19 protein-coding genes are annotated in these 20505 nt (G+C 36.9%); 12 read left to right on the top strand and 7 right to left on the bottom strand.

The features are described from left to right. Positions 1-259: 259 nt before the first annotated feature. The 4 genes from F8153_RS02120 to F8153_RS02105 form a co-directional block, all read right to left on the bottom strand. Positions 260-565 (bottom strand): hypothetical protein, encoded by a 306-nt coding sequence (locus F8153_RS02120; RefSeq protein ID WP_151864702.1) that lies wholly within the window; start codon positions 563-565, stop codon positions 260-262. Between the two features lie 107 nt (positions 566-672). Further along, the gene (locus tag F8153_RS02115; protein ID WP_243136866.1) at positions 673-1929 is read right to left on the bottom strand and encodes an MFS transporter; all 1257 of its coding nucleotides are present in this window, start codon (positions 1927-1929) and stop codon (positions 673-675) included. Between the two features lie 138 nt (positions 1930-2067). Further along, positions 2068-4014: an HD-GYP domain-containing protein gene (locus F8153_RS02110; protein WP_192929614.1), complete on the bottom strand. Its 1947-nt coding sequence runs from the start codon at positions 4012-4014 to the stop codon at positions 2068-2070. A gap of 87 nt (positions 4015-4101) precedes the next feature. Further along, positions 4102-5265: a GGDEF domain-containing protein gene (locus F8153_RS02105; protein ID WP_151864700.1), complete on the bottom strand. Its 1164-nt coding sequence runs from the start codon at positions 5263-5265 to the stop codon at positions 4102-4104. Positions 5266-5432: 167 nt separating this feature from the next. On the opposite strand from F8153_RS02105, the gene F8153_RS02100 reads away from it, so the two are divergent. Next, complete coding sequence (locus F8153_RS02100) at positions 5433-5882, top strand: bacteriohemerythrin (RefSeq protein ID WP_151864699.1); 450 nt, start codon at positions 5433-5435, stop codon at positions 5880-5882. Between the two features lie 174 nt (positions 5883-6056). Here the strand turns inward: F8153_RS02100 and F8153_RS02095 are convergent, their stop codons facing one another. After that, on the bottom strand, positions 6057-6917 hold the full coding sequence (locus tag F8153_RS02095) for a YihY/virulence factor BrkB family protein (protein ID WP_151864698.1): 861 nt from the start codon (positions 6915-6917) through the stop codon (positions 6057-6059). 150 nt (positions 6918-7067) lie between these two features. Here F8153_RS02095 and F8153_RS02090 point away from each other — a divergent pair, with 150 nt between their 5' ends. From F8153_RS02090 to F8153_RS02080, 3 genes are all read left to right on the top strand, one after another. Next, positions 7068-7817: a DUF368 domain-containing protein gene (locus F8153_RS02090; protein ID WP_151864697.1), complete on the top strand. Its 750-nt coding sequence runs from the start codon at positions 7068-7070 to the stop codon at positions 7815-7817. Positions 7818-7962: 145 nt separating this feature from the next. Next, complete coding sequence (locus F8153_RS02085; RefSeq protein ID WP_151864696.1) at positions 7963-9222, top strand: TolC family protein; 1260 nt, start codon at positions 7963-7965, stop codon at positions 9220-9222. Between the two features lie 198 nt (positions 9223-9420). Further along, positions 9421-11334 carry an S-layer homology domain-containing protein gene (locus F8153_RS02080; RefSeq protein ID WP_151864695.1) on the top strand — a complete coding sequence of 638 codons (1914 nt, stop codon included), beginning with the start codon at positions 9421-9423 and terminating at the stop codon, positions 11332-11334. 51 nt (positions 11335-11385) lie between these two features. Here the strand turns inward: F8153_RS02080 and F8153_RS02075 are convergent, their stop codons facing one another. Then, the gene (locus tag F8153_RS02075; protein WP_151864694.1) at positions 11386-12078 is read right to left on the bottom strand and encodes a nuclease-related domain-containing protein; all 693 of its coding nucleotides are present in this window, start codon (positions 12076-12078) and stop codon (positions 11386-11388) included. A gap of 142 nt (positions 12079-12220) precedes the next feature. Beyond that, a complete protein-coding gene (locus F8153_RS02070) occupies positions 12221-12958 on the bottom strand; it encodes a nuclease-related domain-containing protein (protein ID WP_151864693.1) in 738 nt (245 codons plus the stop codon). 381 nt (positions 12959-13339) lie between these two features. Between F8153_RS02070 and hisZ the strand changes: the two genes are divergently transcribed. From hisZ to hisF, 8 genes are all read left to right on the top strand, one after another. After that, on the top strand, positions 13340-14545 hold the full coding sequence (gene hisZ / locus F8153_RS02065; RefSeq protein WP_151864692.1) for an ATP phosphoribosyltransferase regulatory subunit: 1206 nt from the start codon (positions 13340-13342) through the stop codon (positions 14543-14545). After that, on the top strand, positions 14532-15161 hold the full coding sequence (gene hisG / locus F8153_RS02060; RefSeq protein WP_151864691.1) for an ATP phosphoribosyltransferase: 630 nt from the start codon (positions 14532-14534) through the stop codon (positions 15159-15161). Before hisZ ends, hisG begins: the two co-directional genes overlap by 14 nt. A gap of 1 nt (position 15162) precedes the next feature. Continuing rightward, positions 15163-16461 carry a histidinol dehydrogenase gene (gene hisD / locus F8153_RS02055; RefSeq protein ID WP_151864690.1) on the top strand — a complete coding sequence of 433 codons (1299 nt, stop codon included), beginning with the start codon at positions 15163-15165 and terminating at the stop codon, positions 16459-16461. Beyond that, on the top strand, positions 16454-17521 hold the full coding sequence (gene hisC / locus F8153_RS02050) for a histidinol-phosphate transaminase (protein ID WP_151864689.1): 1068 nt from the start codon (positions 16454-16456) through the stop codon (positions 17519-17521). Before hisD ends, hisC begins: the two co-directional genes overlap by 8 nt. A 170-nt stretch (positions 17522-17691) precedes the next feature. Then, entirely contained in the window at positions 17692-18276 is a 585-nt protein-coding gene (hisB, locus tag F8153_RS02045) for an imidazoleglycerol-phosphate dehydratase HisB (RefSeq protein ID WP_151864688.1), read from the top strand. 14 nt (positions 18277-18290) lie between these two features. Further along, positions 18291-18896 (top strand): imidazole glycerol phosphate synthase subunit HisH, encoded by a 606-nt coding sequence (hisH, locus tag F8153_RS02040; RefSeq protein WP_151864687.1) that lies wholly within the window; start codon positions 18291-18293, stop codon positions 18894-18896. Beyond that, positions 18893-19609: a 1-(5-phosphoribosyl)-5-[(5-phosphoribosylamino)methylideneamino]imidazole-4-carboxamide isomerase gene (hisA, locus tag F8153_RS02035; RefSeq protein WP_151864686.1), complete on the top strand. Its 717-nt coding sequence runs from the start codon at positions 18893-18895 to the stop codon at positions 19607-19609. Before hisH ends, hisA begins: the two co-directional genes overlap by 4 nt. Then, complete coding sequence (gene hisF / locus F8153_RS02030; protein WP_151864685.1) at positions 19603-20370, top strand: imidazole glycerol phosphate synthase subunit HisF; 768 nt, start codon at positions 19603-19605, stop codon at positions 20368-20370. Before hisA ends, hisF begins: the two co-directional genes overlap by 7 nt. Positions 20371-20505 lie beyond the last annotated feature (135 nt).

Genomic DNA, 20505 nt, shown 5'->3' with positions numbered 1-20505 from the left:
ATTTAATCCATAATAGAACAGCTTTTTTATTTCATAGGATTCATTTTAAGTCCTATGAAATGGGAGGTTGTTAAGGGGGGCGTTCCCCCTTATTAAAGTAAGGAGAGGTGAGTTGTGTCACGAATAAGTGGCACTATGCCACGAACGGCGCCGAGACGGTGAGGCGACCGAAAACGAAGTGTCCTAGAGAACGCATGGGTTCTCTGGAAAACAAAAGCATTTTAACCATAGAAAATTAACGCATGAAATGCTTTTGTTATTACTCCTTAATAATATGATCTCTAAAAAATACAATCATTCCATAAGATGCCAATAGCGTATAAAAGTCCTTACAAGGAGATGACTCTACACTTCCGATATTGGAGCTTTTGCGAAATCTTTGCTCATTAATATGAATTTTGTTTTCGAAGAACTCCATAACCTCTTCCCTTGATTTGCAATTCTTAAGATCCTTCATAAAATGATCATATTCCCGTCCCAATTCCTCAAGGGCAAAGACATCTAGCTGGTCATACCTTCTGACGTATAGATTTTGTATTTCTTCTTTGGTTCTAAATTCTACCATAAACCCAACCCCTTTATAAATTTAAAATTGAGAATTGAAAATTGAAAATATAGGGAAATTTGCTCAAAGCAAATTTATTCAATAATTCAACATTCAACATTCATCATTCAACATTCGCCTGAATAGGCTTTTTTTGGCGTTACTACCATCATAATTAATGCTGCAGAGATAATTGCGAAGGCTGATAAATAGTAAAAGACGATTTGATAATTTCCATTGGTAAGCTCCAGCAGATATCCACTAACAGCTGGTCCAATAATACTGGCTATAAAGCCATAGGCTGTAAATACCAGCCCTAAAATCACACCAAAATGCTTTAAACCAAAGCAATCGGAAATCATCGGAGCGGATACAGCAAATAATGTACCATAACCAAAGCCTACAAAGGCCGCAAGTATCGATATGGTTAGTAGACTATCTGCAAAGGGTAAGAGGATATAAGCAATGGCAGCCCCCACAAAAGTTATCCCTAGGGTTATTTTTCTTCCGATAATGTCTGAAATTGCCCCAGATAAAATTCTGCTTATTCCGTTTGTAAGATTATAGGCTGTAAGGATGGTTGCTGCTGTTGCAAGATTAAAGCCCTTTGACATACCAAAATTTACTGACATGGTTACCATGCTAACTCCTGAGGCACCCATTAAGGCCCATACTGCCCATAGCAACCAGAAGTTTCTGGTCTTCATGGCTTCCTTTGGAGTCATAGATCCATGGGTGGATTGTGGTACCTTAGGACTATTAGTAGTATTTACAGCAATCCCCTTTACCTTCTCTGGTATTTCGGTATATTGTGCTGCAATTAAACCAACCACTAGGGTTATTACAGATATACCCAAGCATAGGGCTTGGTAACCAACAAGTTCAAGCATGATTCTGTATATAGGCACCATAATAGCTGCTGATATACCAAAGGTTAAGTTTACAATACCTGAAACCAAACCCCTACGATTAGGATGCCATCGTTGAACACAATTAATACCTGGTGAATAAATAAAGCAGGATGCAGCTCCCACTGAAAATGCCCATAGATAGATCATAAGAAAATTTGAAACAAAGGCGATCATGAAGGTTGCAAGACTTGTTAGGACTGTTCCGATAATAATGAGCTTTTTTGCTCCAACACTAGCAGTCCATTTACCTACAAAAAACATAAAGATTCCTAAGGAGGCCAGCATAAAAAACATAATATAGCTTAGGGCTCCTGACTCTATTGAAAGCATTTCTCTCCATACAGGACCCATCAACCCAGGAAATCCAAAAACCAGTGAGCCCGGAAGGAATATGGCAAAGGTTCCCCCAATTACTGCTAATATTCCCCTTTTTCTTCTTAATTCTATAGATGATTGCATAATACCTTTATCCACAAAAAAACCTCCCTAATTATTACAAAACTGTACTTAAAAAATTTTAATAACTTATCTACAATTTTATAATAAATGGAGGTAAAAATCTAGACCTTTTAATATGATCTCTAATTCTCAACCTTCAACCTTTATTTTTGATTAAGAAGCTTGTGCATTTTTATTAGCATCTTCCCCTTCATATATCATCCGAATTTTATCTAAGGACTGGTTAAATACCTCAACAAGCTGTGGATCAAAATGGGTTCCAGAGCCTTGATTAATTAAGGCAACTGTATCTTCGAAGCTAGAGGGATCCTTATAAACCCTCTTGGAGGAGACGGCATCAAATACATCGGCAATGGCTGTGATTCTTGCCGACAAAGGAATATCAAGTCCAGATAAGCCTTCTGGATAGCCTGTTCCATCCCATCTCTCATGATGATACTTAGCAATCTCGATGGCCATTTCAAAGAAGTTGTTATTAAAGATCTTTAAGCTTTCTTTAAGACTGAACAGAACCTCCGCCCCAATGGTTGTGTGTTGTTTCATGGCTTGCCATTCAACACTATTAAGCTTACCAGGCTTATTAAGAATGATATCCGGCACACCAACCTTTCCAATATCATGGATGGCAGCATTATTTTCTATATCATTAACATAGGATTGATTAACAGAGTAGCTAGTATTGTGATGATTTAGTAACCCCTCAGCAATGACCTTTGAATAGCTAGTCATCCTATTTAAATGTTCGCCAGTTTCTGGGTCCTTTTTTTCAACTATGTCTGCAAAGGTTCTTGTAACGTGTATAAACATTTTCTGTGTTAAATAGGTTTTACTTATAATAGAGGATAACTCATAAGCAATATTCTCTCCTAGCCTTAAGGATTTTAGATCATAGTTGTATTCTTGACAGGAGCTAAAAAACAGCAGAGCTATCACTATATCATTCACAATAACTGGAATAATCATATTTGATTTTATTCCTTCATCCTTCAACAGCTTTAGGGATTCACTATGGGGCCTTCTTTTTAGCTCTTTATAGATATCATGAGTAATTTTAGATTCCTTGCCTTTAATAAGTTTTTCTAGGGTAGTATCCTTAAAGCTCACCTTAAAGCCAGGACCTAATAATATTTGATTGTATTTAAAGACTCCATGCTCGGCGATAACGGCATTTGTACTATAATCAACGAAGGCAACACCAATTCTATCGGTGCTTAATACATCTTTAGTAATTTCAAAAATATTGTCTATCACATCCGTTAGGAGAAACTTACTCCCTGCTATATTCTTTATTTGGTGAATAATGGCCTGCTCATTAAGGACTGAAGTCACTAGATTGGTAATCATCTCTTCCTCGGAAAATTGTGTATGTAGTCTAGGGAGTGAATCAATGTCATAATGATGCCTATCTAATTTTTTAAATCCCTCCATGATATAGGGGATGGTTTTTCTTAGGAGTTTAGTAAGGATGGCACCTAATGTGAAGGCAATTAAAATTAGCACTAAGTACCCCCAAAGATTTACATGCATATATTCATCTGTAGTCTTACGCTTTAAGCTATCAAGCTGTTGCGAAGCAGCCTTTATGCTGTTTTCTATTTCTAGGTATTTATTCATTGCTTCATAGATTGTATTGCTTTTGTTCTCTTCTGTTGGTGTTAAAGCTTCAATGTAGGGTAGTAGCTCCATAATAGTTGCAGAAGCATTATCAACAGCTTCCATTAAAGTACTATAATCATCTCTAAAAAGTAGTCTCCACTTAATGAGGGCTTCAGTGGCATCAACAATTTTCTTTCCTTTAGCATTTAAAGTTTCGGTCTTCTCTAATAAAGCTTTATGATTATCTATATAAGCTTCTCGCATTCTTTCAGCCCTATCTATATCAATGCCATTAGACGTATCCATCTGAATGACATTATTTAAAACCTTAATAGGTAGATCCATTTCTAAATAGCTACCCTTTGCTTCGTCTATAGCAAGACCCAGATCCTCTAGCTTGTTAAAAATGTTCCGATAGTAGAAGAGGGTTAATAGAGAAATTGTCAATAAAATTACCAATAATAGAGTACCCAAAACAGCGATGATTTTTTTTATGCTTTTCATTATATGCCCCCTATAATCTTGTATCTTTAACATTATATATCCTTTACAAGAAATAATAAGCAAATTTCGACAAATAAAAAAACCCTTTTATCGAAAGGGTTTTCTCTTCTTATCGAAGTACATTTTTCTATCAGCAGTTTCTATTAAGGCATTTACATCTTCGTAGTTACTATTGAAATAGGTTTCAATTCCATGGCTTGCACTGATTTTATAATTCCGTATACCATTTCTATTACAATAATCAATATGATCCTGAATTCTGCTCCAAATCTTTTCTGCCTGTTGGGGGGTAGTATTCCATAAAACAATTAGAAACTCATCCCCTCCCAGCCGTATAAATAAATCTCGAGATCGTAGCTGGCCTTCAATAATATCTACAAAGGTTTTTATATAAGTGTCTCCCTCGCTATGACCATACGTATCATTGATTCTCTTAAGATTATCTAAATCGATATAGCAGATGCTAAGGGGTCTTCCATCCTTATCAGAAAGAATCATTAGGTCTTCTAATTCCTCAAGACCATTTCTTCGGTTATAAATTCCTGTTAGCTCATCTACGTTTGCCTTCCGTTGCAATACCCTTTCTTGATTTTTTCTGCTTTCTATTTCACTACTGAGCTTGTGAATCTGTAGTTGAGCAAGCTTCTTGAGCTTGAACTCAGCATAATCCTTCCTTAAATAAGAATTATAGTAAAGAGATATTAACAAAATTGTGATAAATACATTTAAGTACTTAAACCATTCTGATAAACTTCCCATATCCTTGAAAAATATATATACAATCACCATAAGAGCCACGGGATAAGTTATAATTTTAACAACCTTATCCTTACCCCCCAATGGGAAAAAGGCTGTGGAAAGCATGAAAAGAAAGAGGACCTGTGTCCCTCTATAATCAAAGGTCTCATTGTATTTCTGAAATACTAAAACATTGAAGAAAACAGCAAATAGCATTCCAGCAATTAATAAATAAATATAATATTTTATAACCCTTCTTGGACTATGGGAGTAGGGGGTAAAGGTAAAAATAAAATATAATGCATAAATGGTTGTAAGTATTACTCTACCAATTAATATTCCTTTAGGATACTTAAAGATATTTATATCTACGTAAAGGGAAAAAAGCATAATAAAGAAAGCAACAAAAGACACACATCTTCCGTACTGTCTTGTTAAATGACCTTGATGGACAATGTATTGATTTTTTATATAGATTTCCGACCCATAATAGTCTTTATTGTCCTTTGTCATAAAGGCCTCCTAAAAGCTTATTATGAGAAAATTATATCAATTTCGACGAATTATTACAATAACAACTGAAAAATATTGGCTATAATACAAAAATTATAGTAAAATAATCATAAAGGTGATGTAATAATATAAATGAGGTATATACAAGCTTGAAGGGAGATGGTGCTATGCTAAAATGGGAAGGCAGCTTTGAAACTGGAATAGAGAAAGTAGATCATCAACACAAATATCTTGTAGAATTAATTAATCGATTGGAGGAGGAGATACTACATCAGCTTAAGTATGATAATTATGATAAAATTGTAGAGGTTCTAATGGATCTTAGAAATTATACAATGAATCATTTTAATAGCGAGGAACTTCTTATGAAGGAGGCCCTAAGTAAGTTTCAAGATGAGACACAGCTGGCCAACTTTTGGACTTATTTTAAAAAACATAAGAAAGAGCATTCAGCCTTTGTTGAGAAGGTAGAACTATTAACAAATAGTGATATTGACCAAGAGCAAGAGGAAATCTCCATTAATTTAGTACAGTTTTTAGTTGATTGGCTCAAGAATCATATACTTACAATAGATCTGCAATTACCCCGATATTTAAACAGTAATGAGGTCAGCTAGTGACCTCATTTCAGACTGATGAAAAGCCCTCATATTCTTTGTTGCTTCACAAAATCAGCATTCTTACGTATTACTATATACGCAGCAATCGCTGTTTTTGATTGCGCCTCGAATCTAAGAACTTTTGATCAGTCTGTAATCTAGATGACTTTGTCATCAATCTACAAAATGAGGTCAGCTAGTGACCTCATTTTTATATTGATTATTTTTTTTGATGACGAAGCCATTTATTTCTGCTCCAGTTAGAATAATGATACTACTTAGATATAACCAAATGAGTAATACAATAATCCCCCCTATACTTCCATAGGTGCTGGCATAGTTACCAAAGTTGTTTACATAGGTGGCGAATCCAAAGGAGGTAGCCAACCAACCGAAGGTAGCAAAGGTGGTACCTAGAATCACGCAGTTGAATTTTGGCTTTCTTTCGGGAGTGTATATATATATGCAAGCAAAGATAATCCATTGAATAGCTAAGGATAATAAGTATCGAATAATTGACCAAGCATCCTTAAAATAGTCAGGAAGATTTAAAAAGTTCCATAAGAGCATTGCCAACAGATGACCAAAAACCAATAATACAAGGGAAAGCAAGATAACCCCTGATAGGGCTATTGTAAATAAAATGGCTATAATTCGTTTTTTCCAAAAGGGCCTAGTTTCATCAAGGTTATAGGATTTATTAATTCCCCTTATCAGAGCTCTTACACCATTGGAGGCTACAATAAGGGTAGTAATCATACCGATGGATAAAAGAGTTGTGTTTCTTCCCTCCACCACCTGATTGATGATGTCTATAACAAATATATAAGTGTCATATGGGAGAAAGTCTAATAAGTTTTTGATTGTGGTTTCGCTAGTCAAGGGTGTATAACTAACTAATGTAATTAAAAAAATCAAAAAAGGAAAGAATGAAAGAATCAAGTAGTAGGTAACCTGAGCTGCCAGTGCTGGAACCTCATGCTTACCAAATTGCTTCGCCAAGTCTATAATAAGGGAATACCATCCCTTTGATTTAAAATCTATAAGCTTCATACTTAAACCTCCTGTTGTAAATTTAGTCATACTTATATATACTACATATGATAGGAATATACCTTTTTATTTATCATTTAAGAGGAGTTTATAAGTGCATATGGAAGTACTAAAAATGTTTGTGTATTCCACCAGTATAGGGAGGACATTATGGAACAGATTATAAAAGGCTTTATCCTAGGCTTTATAATCGTTATGCCAGGCATGAGCGGCGGAACGGTATTTGTCATTTTCGGTATTTATGAAAATTTAATAAAGGATTTGGTGAAGCTTAATATAAAACCCTATATTCCTCTTTTGATTGGATCTATTGCGGGAATTTTCATGGGGGCCTTTGCCTTTGCGGCAGTTTTCGAAACCTATAGGGATGCTACGGTGGCCTTTTTATTAGGCTGTTTGTTGGCCTCCATTAGGTCCGTCTTAAAATCCTGCCCTGGGGTCAATGCAAAAAGGCTTACCGCTCTAGCTGTCGGTTTTATAGCTGGTTATTATATGGTGGGGGACCCTATCAGTATCGTAAATGCCGGAGAAGATGTTAATTGGCTTGTTTTATTCATCGGTGGGGCCTTTGCCAGTGCCGCAATGATTATTCCAGGAATACCTGGAAGCTCAGTTTTAATTGTTTTAGGGATTTATGATTCAATATTATATTATATAAAGGAAGTTGCAATGGTTCCCTTAACGATTTTTGCAGCAGGAAGTGCCGTGGGTATCCTTGCCCTAGTAAATACCCTTGCAAAGCTATATGATAAACACAGGGGAATCATATCATACTTTTTTGCTGGGTTAATTTTAGGATCTTCTAGAGCTCTACTGCCCAATAACTATGGACTGACAGTACTAATAACCTTTGTCTTAGGATTTTCAATGGTTTGGTATTTTAGTGGAAAAGAACAATAATGTTGAAGGTCATCTTCATTTCCTTTAATGGATAGGAGTCCTTAAAAATTTTTTTAAAAATACTAAACTTTATAGAAATGATTGCGTATATATATTTGGTTATATAATTTTGATATTTTGAAACTATTTTAATAGGAGTGATTGAATGAAAAGCATAAGGATTAAATTAACAGCTTTATTGGTTCTTGTTATGTTGGTATCTAGCACTGTTGTAATAGAAGCAGTAGAACCCATGGGTTTGGAGGAGCTTACAAAGGTTTTTTTAGAGGAAAATTTTGAAATACAAAAGCTTGGTATTAACGAAAGGTTATTAAAGCTCCGTTATGAAGAAACTCTAGAGGATTATGAGGATTTACAAAAGAGTGTTGAAAATGCAAGGAAATATAAAGAATCAATGGAGCAGCAAAGGAAAGATGCTAGAGAAGAGTATTTGGAAGCAGACAGTGATTCAGCCGAGGGAAGAGTAGCCCATGGTTATCTGCATTCAACATTACATATGTTAGAAGCCGCCGAAGAAAGCTATAAGGCATTGGTAAAACAAGAGGCCAACATGATGAAAAGTCTTGAGCTTATGGTTTTAGAAGAAAAGCAAGCCACAAGAAAAAGACAACAGGAAACTGAAAAATTGAAATATCAGCTTAGCAACAATTATTATCAACTTCTTATGATGAAAGAACAACAAAAAATAATTGAGGGGAATATAGACCTTCTAGACATGCAAATACGCCTAGAAAAGACTAGGAAGAGCTTAGAACTAACAACGGATTTAGCCGTTAACAGTTTAGAGAGCCAAAGGAGCAATCTATTAATTAGCCTTGAAAAACTGCAAAATTCAATGGAGATGGCTAAGGAAGCCCTAAAGACAGATTTGAACATGACTCCCGAAGAGGAATTAAACCTAACCTTAGAATTGACTGAAGATGCTAATCTTAAGTCTTATGAACTAAGTGCAATACTAGAGGGCTTTATGTCCAACAATTTAGCAATAGAAACCTCCAAAACCCTAACGGAAGTTCAACAAAAGATTGTTGAAAAACTTCTAATTGCCTATGAAGAGACAGATACTGATTATCAAATAGGCCTTTTAGAATTAGAGGAAGCTCAATTAAATCATTTAATTCTTGAGAGAAGCTATGAACACATGGTAAAGCAAGCTTTTTACAATCATAGGCAGGTGGGAAGAGATTTGGTTTCCAAGATTGAAGGCAAGCTTCTTGCAGATGAGAAAATGAAGCAGGTGGAAGCTCAATACTCTTCAGGTCTTATTAGCTCTTTACAATACAATTCACAAAAGCAAGAGTTAGTCAATGTTCAGTTTGAATATTTAAGAACAGCAATAGATTACATAAGGGTTGATTATGAAATTCAACTAATTCAGAAGGGAATTCTAACTTCATCCAGATAATAACTCATAATACACAATATATAAACCAACATCCCTCTGTGAGATGTTGGTTTTTAATTTTTACATTAACGAAAGTCTATGTAAATGTTTCATAGGCTTAATGACTTAAATACGATTTTTTAAATTATTAACCTAGAAAAATGCAGGAAAAACCAGTAAAATGTAGAAATAATATAAAAACTGTAAGGAGGAGTGGACGTGAAGAAAATACAGAAGAGTTTTGTTGCTTTATTCATTGTGTTGATGCTTTTATTCAGCAGCTTATCAGCCTTTAGTCAGAGTTTAATATTCACGGATATTAGTGATCATTGGGCTAGGGGATATATTGAGGATGTATATAATAGAAAAATTACTTCTGGCTACCAAGATGCAACCTTTAGACCCAATAACTATCTTACCTCGTTAGATGCTATATCCATGGTGGCAAACCTACTGGGTTATAGCTCATCTAACCATCAGGCGACAGCAGAGGAGAGTAGATTGTACACCGGATATAATATCCCTTCTTGGGCCCATGGACATGTATCTTTTCTAGTAAGTAAAGAAATTGTCGAAGAAAATGAATTAAATCAGTTTGTAACAGGTGGAAATACCAATAACATCAAAAGATTTATATTTGCCACCTATATCGGCAAGGTTTTGGTTGAATATGGAGACCAAGAATTGAGCAAGACCGTTTCTCTACCCTACAAGGATGATATGTTTATCCCTGCTATAGCAAAGCCCTATGTTGATTTGATGTTGAAGCTGGAAATTCTTAATAAAGACAGCAATGGTGGAAAATTTGAACCTAACAATCAGATCACTAGAGCAGAGGCAGCTAAGCTGATTTCTCTAACAGCTAAGCTTTTAGATGAAGCTGAGTTTGAAGCTGAAGAAGGGGTAACATCTCCAAAACAGCCAGTGACAGAGGAAGAGACTGATGTAGAAGAGCCAGAGGTAGTAGAGGAGCCTACTGCTGAGGAGGTAGTTGTTGAAGAAAAAGAAGGAACAATAGATCAGCTTGTAAAGGGTAATAGAATTGTTATTACCATAAAAAATGATAAGGATATCTTAATATATGATGTCAGTAAGGATGCAGCTATTTTCTTAGATGATGAAGAATCTAATATAGAGGCCATAAAGAATGGACAAGATGTTAAGTTAAAGCTTGAGAATGGAATTGTGGTAGAGATTCGAGCAGTTGCCCTAAGGGAGGTTTTTAGCGGCTTCTATGAAAAACTGTTAAAGGGATCCACCAATACCGTACTTACCTTAAGTGACTCTAAAGGTACTAAGAAGGTTTTTGTGATTCCTGAGGACCTTTTGGTTAGTTTAAATGGAGAAGATTCCACCTTTGATAGCTTTGAGGTGGGAGATGTGGTAAAGTTGTTTGCAAAGGAAGATCGCTACATTGAAGCCCAAGGTGAAAGCAAGACGGAGTTTATTAGGGGAACCATCACCTACTTAGGATCCCCAAGTAATCCTGTTATTGAAATCACTCAAAATGATGAAACAAAGATTACTCTGGAAATGGAAAAAAATACAGCTATCCGAAGGGATGGAAAGGTTTCTGATTTCTCTAAGCTTAAGGTTTCTGATGAGGTTCATATAGAACTAGAGTATGATAAAGCAAAGATTGTAAACGCTTCAACCCAGCGAAGGACTGCTGAGGGATATATTCGAAAGATTGTAATTGGTGAGGAGAGCTACGTAGTAGTAGAGTCCAGTGATAATGTATTGGAAGAATTCATCATTGCCGATTATACAACTATTAGAATGGGTAGTGAGGCAGCTGAAATCTATGACCTAAGATTAAATTATTTCGCAGAAATAGATATTGAAAGTAACGAAGTAATCCGCCTTGAAACCTCAGAAAGGGTGGAAACCGAAAGATATATTGGTGTAATTACCTATATTCACGATGAGCAAAAGATTATTGAAATAGAATATGAGGAAAACGGTAAGATCATTACAAAACAGATTAATACCAAGAAGGATACCATTTATTTAGGACAATCGGGTACAACAACCTTTTCAAAGTTAGATGTAGGAGATGAACTTCTAATAATAGGTCAGACTGACCAAAGTCTGTTTATTGCCGAAAGGATTATAGTAGTATTACCAAATTAAGAATTAGATAAGCCACAGAGGACCTTCTCCTCTGTGGCTTTTTTTCTGCCCTTAGCAGCACCTAACTTGACTCTTCATGATGCCAATGACTTCATCTAAAATTGTATGCATATTCTGTCGGTCTGAATACTGACTAATGTATTGCCTAATATTCTTCACCTTGATGATGGGTATAGTACTATTGGTGATTATTTCGGCATCTTCATTTCTAATAACTACAATGGTTTGTATCGGGATATATTTTATGTTATTTTCCGCTAATAAATCCTCGATAATTCCATGGCTTTTTTTGTGATGATTCATTGGATTACTAATAATATTCTTCGTCACATCATAGCTGGAAAGCTTTGTTAATTGCCAGTAGGTATCGCTTTCAAAGCCTGTAATTGCTCCCTCAAAGTCTAATAGACATATATTAAAAACACCTTTAGCTGAAATAACAATAAAATCAGAATAACCCTTTCTGTTATTTCTTTGTAGTTTTACCTCCGATAAAACTGTAAAATCTTCATTTAAGCTCTTAAACTCCCTAAGAACCTGTTGGTGTAGGGTTTCGGTCTTTTCTAAGTATAAGTTGTAAATTGTTATAATAGATAAAACCAATAGGACACCGGCTAAAATATAACCCTTTACGCTGTCCACCAAAAGGAAGGTAAGGGATGAAATCCCAAGGAGGTACATCCAGAGGGGGTCCTTTAGGAATCTGTCAAATAGAGGTTTATTTGTTTTCTTAATGATAGACATACCATCAACCTCCTTAATTGAGTGTTATTGGATAAATCCTTTAACAAATTATATTTATTCTATTTTTCTTTAATACCCTAAAAAAATGTTTTTATGCAAGATCCAAATAAAATCTTGCGATGTAGAATATTCTATGTAGTAATCAATTATCGGTGCAATAAAGTTTTTTGCAGCAGCCACCATATTGACCTTCTATAATACTTGAAGCAATAATATCTAATAGGGAATTTTCCTGATGACGATTTTGATAGCCCATTAGATAGTCATTAAGATCCTTTAGCTTAATGATAGGAGTGTTGGTGTTAGAATGAATAATAGAGTGGTTACTTTTTACTACTAAAATAGACCTTATAAATAGATAATCAATGTGGTTTTTATTAAGGAGTCCCTCTAAAATTTTGTGGCTTTTATCAATCATCAGTAATGGATTTTTGATTCTCTTCTTTTGTGGGTGATAAGGAAACCTATAATCTATAAAATCCCATATTCTTTCCTCTGTATTCCCCGTTAATACACCAGTAAAGTCTAAAATCTTAATATTAAAGACCCCCCTAGGTGAGATAACTACATAGCTGGTACAACCATGTTCATAACCATCAGTAATCTTCATGGAGGGTAGAATTATAAAGTCATTATCAAGCTTTTTTAGATGTCTATAGGCTTTATTATGAAGCTGAAGCTCTTCTCCTAAATAGGCATAAGCAATAACTCCTAGGTTTAGGGTCAATAGAATGATGGATATAAGGTAGGTTGCTGTACTATTGGCGAAGATGAAGAAAATCGTAGAAATCCCCATCAAGTAGATCCAAAAAGGATTGTTTAATAGTGCTTTATAATGATTTATTTTAGACGCTGTATCGGTACCTTTAATAATAGCCATGGATATCCCTCCACAAGTTTAAATTTTATAGAAATGTGATATTTTTAAAATGAAATTTAGTTATAAAACTTGTTCATTGGTCTGAAATTTTTGATAATTATTTATAATTTTACCATACTGAGCAAGTCCTAATCAATAAAGCTTATTACTTATTGGAGTTTTTTAATGAACGAAGAAATTGAATCCCATATCAATTATCCTCTTAAATTGTCTAATATTTCTGAATATTACACCTCCAGGTGTTGATAGCTCTAGGCTTTTTCTCTTTACTCAACAGAAATCAAAATTATTTATTGACTTTTATAAAAATACCCTTTAAAATATCACTCATATACTTTATTAGTTTAACGCTTTAATCAATTAAAGTAATGGGGTGAAGGAATGAAAAAAAAGGTTATTTTACCTGAAGGGGTTGAGGACTTATTAATAGACGATTGCCACTTCAGGCGGGAAATAGAGGGGAAACTAATGAGATATTTGGAATTGGCAGGATATATGGAGGTTCAAACTCCCACTCTTGAATACTATGATTTATTTTCCCATGATTATCTATCCCAGTATGGAAATCGAATGTTTAAGCTGGTGGACACCAATGGCAGTCTTCTGGTCTTGAGACCTGATTGCACAATTCCTATAGCTAGAATGGTGGCTACTAAAATGAAGGATTTTACATATCCAATTAAGCTTTCCTATTTAAATAATGTTTTTCGAATGGATCAGGAGCAATCGGGAAGAAAGCGGGAATATCGGCAGGCTGGGGTTGAGATCTTTGGAGTAGACTCCTATAAAGCAGATGTGGAGGCTATTGTTACAGCAATAGAAGCTTTGCTTTCTTTGGGGCTAATGGAATTTCAAATTGAAATAGGGCAAGTAAAAATTATTAAAGGGATCCTAAAAACCCTAGAAACTACTGAAGATCATCAGGTTGCGATCCTTCAAGCAATTGAAAATAAAAACCTTATAAGACTGAAGGAATTGTTGGATGCCTTCGACCTTCAGGCGGACACACAAAAACTCATTGAAATGCTACCAACCCTTATGGGCAATCCTTATGATGTTTTTACAAAACTCAATGAAATGGTCTTAACTAGGGATGTTGAAGAGGGATTAAATGAACTAAAGAAGGTCTTAAACCTTGTTAAGGAATATGGATATGAAGAATATATACAACTTGATTTGGGAATGGTTGCCCACATGGATTATTATACAGGGATTGTTTTTAAGGGATTCTATAAAGGATTAGGGACGGTTATTTTAAGCGGAGGAAGGTATGATGGGTTGATGGAGGATTTCGGTTTAAGCTGCAGTGCCACCGGATTTGCCTTCGTAGTTAATAAGTTGATAAAGGCTATAAAAATACAAGGGGAATATACCCTATCAAAGAATAAGCATATTTTGATTGTGGCGGCGGATTCGAAGTATAACAAGGCCTCGGCGATAGCCAAGAAGGATAGAAGTGAAGGCAATATAGTTGAAATTGCCCTTGCAGAGGACTTAGACAACTACATTAAGCATAGACGGGTGGATGAAGTAATGGTAATCAGTAATTGCAGTGAAGCTGGAGGTGTTGGATATGGAGGTAGTTAAAATTGCTCTAACTAAAGGAAGATTACTAAAGGATCAGATAAAGCTATTACAGGCTATTGGTTACGATTGTAACCATATAAGTCCCCAGGATAGGCGATTAGTTCAAGAGATACCCGATAAAGGCCTTCAGGTGGTGTTTCTGAAGGCTCAGGATGTACCTACATATGTGGAGCATGGAATTGTTGATATGGGAATTGTGGGTAAGGACGTTCTTTTAGAGGTGAAAAAAAAGCTTTATGAGGTGGCAGACCTTAGGTTTGGCCGATGTCATCTTGCGGTGGCCGGGAGAAAGGGCGGTATTGACGGAAAGAGGCATTTAAAGGTAGCCACTAAATATCCTAATATAGCCAAGGAGTTTTTTGCTGCAAAGGGTCAGTCAGTGGAAATTATTAAGCAGGAGGGCTCCGTTGAGCTGGCCCCTCTACTAGGTCTTTCGGATGTAATATTGGACATTGTAGAAACCGGGAGTACTCTTAGAGCCAATGGCTTGGTAGTGCTTGAAGAGGTTATGGAAATCAGTGCAAGGCTGGTTCTAAATAAAGTAAGCTATAAGACTAAGCTAAAGCTTAGACAAATAATAGATGAAATTGATTTACAGCTTAAAGGGGGATGCTGAGATGAGGATCACAGATGGTAGAAAAAATAATCTTACAAAGGTTTTAAATAATATAGAGGCTAAAAGGAAAATGGGAACCCAAGGTTATAGGGATGCAGTAGAAGGCATCATAGCAGAGGTAGTAAACAAAGGGGATGAAGGCCTTAAAACCACTACCTTAAGGTATGATTCCATTGATCTTGATGTAGTGGGTATAAGGGTCAGTCAATCAGAAATAGATGAAGGTTGGAGTAGGGTGGATGGTGATTTTAAGAAGGCATTAAGGAAGGCCATTAAAAATATCAGCAGCTTTCATGAAAAGCAAAGGGAAAAATCCTGGTTTACATCAGATGTGGAGGGTGTAATTTTGGGCCAGAGGGTGACTCCCATCAATAGGACCGGTATTTATGTGCCAGGGGGTACAGCTGCTTACCCCTCATCGGTTTTGATGAATGGAATACCCCCTTTGGTTGCCAGGGTTAAAGAAGTGGCTATGGTAACACCCCCAATGGCCAATGGAGAAGTGAATGCTGGGGTGCTGGCTGCAGCTAAGGAGTTGGGAATTACCGAGATTTATCGAATAGGAGGAGCCCAAGCCATCGCCGCCCTTGCCTATGGAACTCCAACGGTGAAGGCTGTAGACAAAATTGTAGGTCCCGGCAATATATATGTTGCTACTGCAAAGGCTCTTGTCTATGGTCAGGTGGATATTGATATGGTTGCTGGACCCAGTGAAGTATTGGTTATTGCTGATAAAAAAGCCAATCCTGTTTATGTTGCTGCCGATCTTTTGTCCCAAGCAGAGCATGATGTATTAGCCTCAGCCATTTGTATAACCAACGATGAAGAACTGGCCACAAGGATTGAAGAAGAGGTGATGAGGCAGCTGGAGGCTTTAGAGAGGAAGGAAATCGCTAGGGAGTCTATCATCAACAATGGTGAGATTATTTTGGTGGAAACCCTAGAGGAGGCCTTTTGGTTATCCAATGGCATCGCTCCCGAACACCTTGAAATATGTGTAGAGGATCCATTTCAATGGCTATCCTATGTAAAAAATGCCGGGGCAATTTTTTTAGGGAAATATTCTCCAGAAGCCTTGGGGGATTACATAGCAGGACCCAATCACGTTTTACCCACCAATGGTACAGCAAGGTTTTCTTCGCCCCTGTCGGTTAATGATTTTGTAAAGAAATCCAGCATTATTTATTATTCTAAGGGAGCATTGGAGGAGGTTAAGGATGAGATTATGGTGATGGCTCAACAGGAAGCTTTAACGGCCCACAAAAATGCAATTAAAGTGAGGTTTCAGGAAAATGGTTGAGAGTTTAGCAAAAAGAAGTTTAAGGAAGGTTACACCCTATGCAGCCGATTCCAAAATAAAGGGAATCCCTCTGGATGCCAATGAAAATAGAAATCTTGCCTTTAAGCTAAATGACAAAATAGCTGAGGCCATTATGGCGTTAGACATCAGTAGATATCCCGATCCAGAAGCAAAGGTATTAAAGAAGAAGATTGCTGCTGATAATTGGATTAATGAGGAATGTGTAATAGTAGGCAGTGGGTCTGACCAATTAATTTTGATGATGATTCAAGCCTTTATAAATGAAGGAGACAAGATTGTAACACCAGCTCCCACCTTCTCCATGTATGGTATATCCAACGGTATTGCTGGAGGGGAAACCATTCAGGTGGATATGGGAGAATTCTTTAGCTTTGACTTTTATAAATTCATAAAAAGGGTTAACAAAGAAGAACCTAAGTTGATCTTTATCTCAAACCCCAATAATCCCACCGGGGGAATGGTGGATCGAGAGCACATTATTAAGCTATTAGAGAATTTTAAAGGAATTGTGGTTATAGATGAGGCCTATTATGAGTTTTCTGGTAGAACCGTTATGGATCTGGTTCCATATTATCCAAAGCTAGTGGTTCTGAGAACCCTATCTAAGGCCTATGGCTTAGCTGGAGCTAGGGTTGGTTATGGTGTGGCTTCAAAGGAGATTATAGGAATTTTAAAAAAGGTAAAGCCTCCCTACAATTTGAGTGTACTAGACCAACAAGCAGCCATTATCTGTCTACAAAATAAAGAAATCTTTCAACCGTCGATAGAAGAAATTTTAGAGGAACGTCTGTGGTTAACAAAGGCTCTAGGGAGTTTTCCCGGTGTGGAGGTCTTCAATAGCTACGGTAATTTTCTTCTGATTCGCCTGAAGGGTGCTAAGGAGTTATATAATTACCTCCAATCAAAGGGGATATTTATAAGGCATTTTAATGAGGGAGGATCCTTAGCCAACTGCTTAAGGGTAACGGTAGGTACCAAGGAAGAAAATCGAGCCTTTATAGGTAGCCTAAAGGAATGGATGAATACATTAAAAATTTAAAGTTGAAAGTTAAAAATTGAAATTAAAATTTAAAAGCAAACTTCATTATACTATTTGGGAGTTGTATGACAAATTAACGAATTATCTTAAATCTTAAGTATTAAAGAAATGTTAAATGTTGAATGAGGGTAGAAATTTTTATTAGAAAATTTCCTAAATAGGAGGATGCTATGAGAGAGTTTTCAGGCAGCAGAAGAACAAATGAAACAAATATTGAGGTCTCCTTAAAGTTTGACGAAGGAGAAACCGGCAGCATTGATACCGGCATCGGTTTTTTTGATCATATGCTGCAGCAGGTGGCAAAGCATGGGCAACTACAAATAAATATCAAAGCTGAAGGGGATCTACATGTAGATGATCATCACACCATAGAGGACGTTGGACTCTTGCTGGGGAGGGGCCTCTTGGAATCCTTGGGAGATAAAAAAGGAATAAAGAGATATTCAACAATTTTTACCCCCATGGATGATGCCCTTTCTATGGTTTCTATAGATTTTAGTGGAAGACCCTATTTGCATTTCGATGTAGCCTATAGAGGGGAAAGGGTTGGTGAATTTGAGGTGGAGCTGGTGGAGGAGTTTTTTAGAGCTTTAGCCATGTCATCGGCCATCACCCTTCATATAAGAAGTCTTTATGGGAAAAACAATCATCATATGATTGAAACAATTTTTAAAGCCTTTGGAAGGGCTTTGAGGGAAGCTACAACAGTGGATCCAACCATTAAAGGTGTGTTATCCACCAAGGGAACATTATAGAGGAGGCAGCTTAAATGGTGACAATTTTAGATTATGGAATGGGTAATTTAAGAAGTGTTGAAAAGGCTCTCCAATTAATTGGGATGGATACAATAACAACCAATTGTCCCAAACTTCTATCGAGGGCTAAGGCCATAATAATTCCCGGAGTTGGTGCCTTTTATGATGCTATGGAAAATCTTAACCAAAAGGGCTTTACTGAGATTCTTAAGAAGCATGCTGCAGAGGGAAAGGCTATCCTAGGAATATGCCTGGGAATGCAGCTTTTATTCGAACGGGGCTATGAGATAGAAGAGGTAGCCGGCTTATCCCTTCTACAGGGGGAGGTAGTTAAAATACCCCCGTCAGTAAAGGTTCCCCATATGGGATGGAACACTTTGCAAATCAAGGATCGAGGTAAGCTTCTGGAAGGAATTACCCAAGAAGAGTGCGTATATTTTGTACACTCCTATTACATAAAGGAAGCTGCCGAAGAGGTTATTAAAGGAGAAACCAGCTATGGGATTAGAATTCCTGCTGCGGTTGAAAAAAACAAAATCTTTGGTTTGCAGTTTCATCCTGAAAAAAGTGGGGAAGTTGGATTAAGAATACTAAATAACTTCAGGAGGGGGATTGAATGATACTATATACAGCAATTGATATAAAAGGCGGAAAGTGCGTTCGGTTGATTAAGGGGGATGCTAAGGATGAAAAGGTATATTTTAACACCCCAATAGAGGCCGCCAGGCTTTGGGAAAATAAAGGCTCAACCTATCTTCACATTGTTGACCTTGATGGGGCTTTTGAGGGAAGTCCCAAGAATCAAGAAATCATCATGGAGATCCTAAGGGAATCGAAGCTTCCTATTCAGGTTGGTGGGGGCATTAGAAGTTATGATACCTTTTCTGACTACCTAACTGCAGGGGTAGCAAGGGTGATTATAGGAACCAAGGCCCTTCAGGATAAAGCTTTACTGGCTAGAAGTATAAAGGATTTTGGCAATAGAGTGTTGGTGTCGGTGGATGCCAGAGGAGGCTATGCTACATCTGAGGGTTGGATAAAAAACAGTACAATAAAGGCTATTGATCTAATAAAGGAATTGGCCCAATTGGGGGTTGAAGAAGTAATATATACCGATATAAATCGTGATGGAATGCTGATGGGGCCCAACTTCAAAGAGCTTGAAGAAATTAAAAAGATGGTAGATATCAAGGTGGTAGCATCTGGAGGAGTAGCAAGCCTAGAGGATATAACTAGACTAAAGGACATTGGTGCCGATGGGGTAATCATTGGCAAGGCACTATATGAAGGGAAAATAGACCTAATGAAAGCCAATGAGGTGATATCATGCTAGCCAAAAGAATCATTCCCTGCTTAGATATCAGCAATGGAAGGGTTGTTAAGGGGGTAAATTTTGTAAACCTTATAGATGCTGGAGATCCTGTTGCTATAGCAAGGGAATACAATAACCTGGGGGCAGATGAGATTGTTTTTTTGGATATTACCGCCACCCACCAAGGCAGAAATATCATGTTGGATGTTATTAAGGGGGCAGCAGAGGAGGTTTTTATACCCCTTACCGTTGGAGGGGGTGTTAAATCAGTGGAGGATTTTAGAGAGGTTTTAAGGGCTGGGGCTGACAAGGTATCCATCAATTCTGCAGCCGTAGAAAACCCCAATCTAATTAAGGAATGCAGTAGGGTATTCGGTAGTCAAGCAGTGGTGGCAGCAGTAGATGTAAAGGCCCATAGGGATGGACTCCATTATGTATATACAAGGGGTGGTAGATTTAACACTGGTATTGAGGCCATTGGTTGGGCTAAGGATTTGGAAGCCCTAGGTGCAGGAGAAATACTCCTTACCAGCATGGACCGGGATGGAACAAAAGAAGGCTATGATGTTGATATTATTAAAGAGATATCAGCTGCGGTAAATATACCCGTAATAGCCTCTGGAGGTGCAGGTGCCTATAAGGATTTTTTAGACGTATTCACCATTGGAGGTGCCGATGCCGCCCTTGCAGCTTCCCTTTTTCATTTTAAAGAGGTATCCATACCCCAATTAAAGGAATACCTAAGAACTATGGGAGTGGAGGTAAGGACTACTGCACAATAGGGACGGTTCTCGTTGTGTAAGGGGTTCAAAGAAAAATATTCCATTCATAACAGATACAATATTTGCAAGACCACTCAATAACCAAGAATTAAACCGTTAAATAACTGTAGAAATTTCTACTGAATAGAGGGATAT

Source organism: Alkaliphilus serpentinus, from assembly GCF_009017255.1.
GTDB lineage: Bacteria > Bacillota > Clostridia > Peptostreptococcales > Natronincolaceae > Alkaliphilus_D > Alkaliphilus_D serpentinus.
Note: the sequence above shows the minus strand (reverse complement) of the source record. Positions and strands in the feature narration are given on the sequence as shown.